This window comes from Brasilonema sp. UFV-L1 (assembly GCF_012912105.1).
GTDB lineage: Bacteria > Cyanobacteriota > Cyanobacteriia > Cyanobacteriales > Nostocaceae > Brasilonema.
In genome coordinates this window covers 1-1,625 of record NZ_QMEA01000287.1, presented here as the reverse complement: position 1 = coordinate 1,625, position 1,625 = coordinate 1, and the positions used below count along the sequence as shown (strand labels likewise).

Sequence of the window (1,625 nt, the reverse complement as noted above, 5' to 3'; positions counted from 1 at the left end):
GCGGCGAACCGTCACCTTCCAGTCCGAACCGCATCTTCACCACATCGCGCTCGCGGTCGGTCAGAAGCCCGAGCACCATATCAATCCGCTCGCGCAAAACCGCCTGCGCCGCCGCTTCAGAGGGCGGGCGGCTGTCCTCATCCGGCACAAAGTCGGAGAGGTGTGAATCCTCCTCCTCCCCGACCGGGGTTTCGAGCGAAAGCGGTTCCGGCGCGATACGCATGATCTCGCTCACCCGCTCCACCGTGGTTCCCATCTCGCGCGCGATCTCCTCCAGGGTGGGTTCGCGGCCCAGTTCCTGAAGCAACTGGCTGGAGAGTTTGACCAGACGGTTGATCGTCTCAACCATGTGGACGGGTATACGGATGGTGCGTCCCTGATCGGCGATAGCGCGGGTGATGGCCTGACGTATCCACCAGGTGGCATAGGTGGAGAATTTGAAACCCTTGCGATAATCGTACTTTTCGACAGCGCGCAGGAGGCCAATATTGCCCTCCTGAATCAGGTCGGAGAAGGAGATTCCTCGCCCGCCGTACCGTTTGGCGATGGAGACGACCAGACGCAGGTTCGCCTGGGTCAGAATGACCTTGGCTTCCTCGTCGCCGCGTTCGATACGCCGGGCCAGCGAAATCTCCTGTTCCTGCGACAGGAGGGGGGTCTTACCGATCTCGCGCAGCCACATGCGCACCGAATCATCGAGGGGAATGCCGTCCGTGGGAGGCGGTTCCTCCTGTTCGAGGCGGTCTTCCGTCTCCACGACTTCCGGCAACACACCAGTCACGGCCATCAGGGGGTCGTCCGCGGGCGGATGCACGACGGGCAGGGTGCCCGCCGAAAGTTCAAAAAGAAGGCCTGTATCCAGCGAGCATATCTCCTCCCCCTCACCAAGCTCGGAGAATTCTACCCGCTCCCGACGGGGAAGGCCGTTCCGCCGGGCCACCGCGCCATTTCCGGACGCCAGAGCAAAACCATTCCGCACGAGCGTTGCGCTGTTACGCTTCATCTCATCCCGCTCTATCGCCACGCTGTCCTCACCTGTCCTGTTGCGATTCACTGCGCCGCATTCGGACGACAAGAGCAGGCGCTGGCCTCATGCCACCTGCCGACGCTACTCACTGTCCGTATCCTGGCCGGGGCCACGCCCCTTCAGCGTTCGCGCGTTTTCTGACCAACGTCTTAACAGTTCATCGTCCGTTTCGGGCTTTCCTTCCGCGTTTCGTGACAATTGCACCCGTATTTCCTCTTTTTTCGTCTGAATTTCGCGCTTTTGCAGTTTTTCGATGGCATCGTCAATCGCCTCCTCGCATAGCTCCGGGTTGCCCTCATCCATCAGGACAGCGTAGGCATAGGCCGTCAGTTCCGGTTCCGCCAGTTGCGCCAGGGCTGCGTTCGGGGTGAACTGTCCGGAAAGCAGCGGCAGGAGAGCCTCGATCAAACGCGCCGTGCGCGGATTGGCATAGGCAGTCGGGTCGGGAAGGCGGTCGAAGCGGCGGCGCATGATCGGGAGCCAGTCGGCGGAAAGGAGCGCCCGTACCAGCGTGCGCTCGGCCACCTCGACCGCTGGCGGCAACGACGGCGTGGGAAGTGTATTCGGCACGAAAACGGGGCGGGTGTTGGGCGAATAG

Annotated in this window: 2 protein-coding genes; both read right to left on the bottom strand. The window is 62.1% G+C overall.

From position 1 onward, the window contains the following. Window positions 1-1,003, bottom strand: a 1,003-nt coding sequence (locus DP117_RS34160; protein WP_169222578.1) for a sigma-70 family RNA polymerase sigma factor, incomplete at its 3' end; no start/stop codon positions are given. 105 nt (window positions 1,004-1,108) lie between these two features. Next, window positions 1,109-1,625, bottom strand: a 517-nt coding sequence (locus DP117_RS34155; protein WP_169222577.1) for a hypothetical protein, incomplete at its 5' end; no start/stop codon positions are given.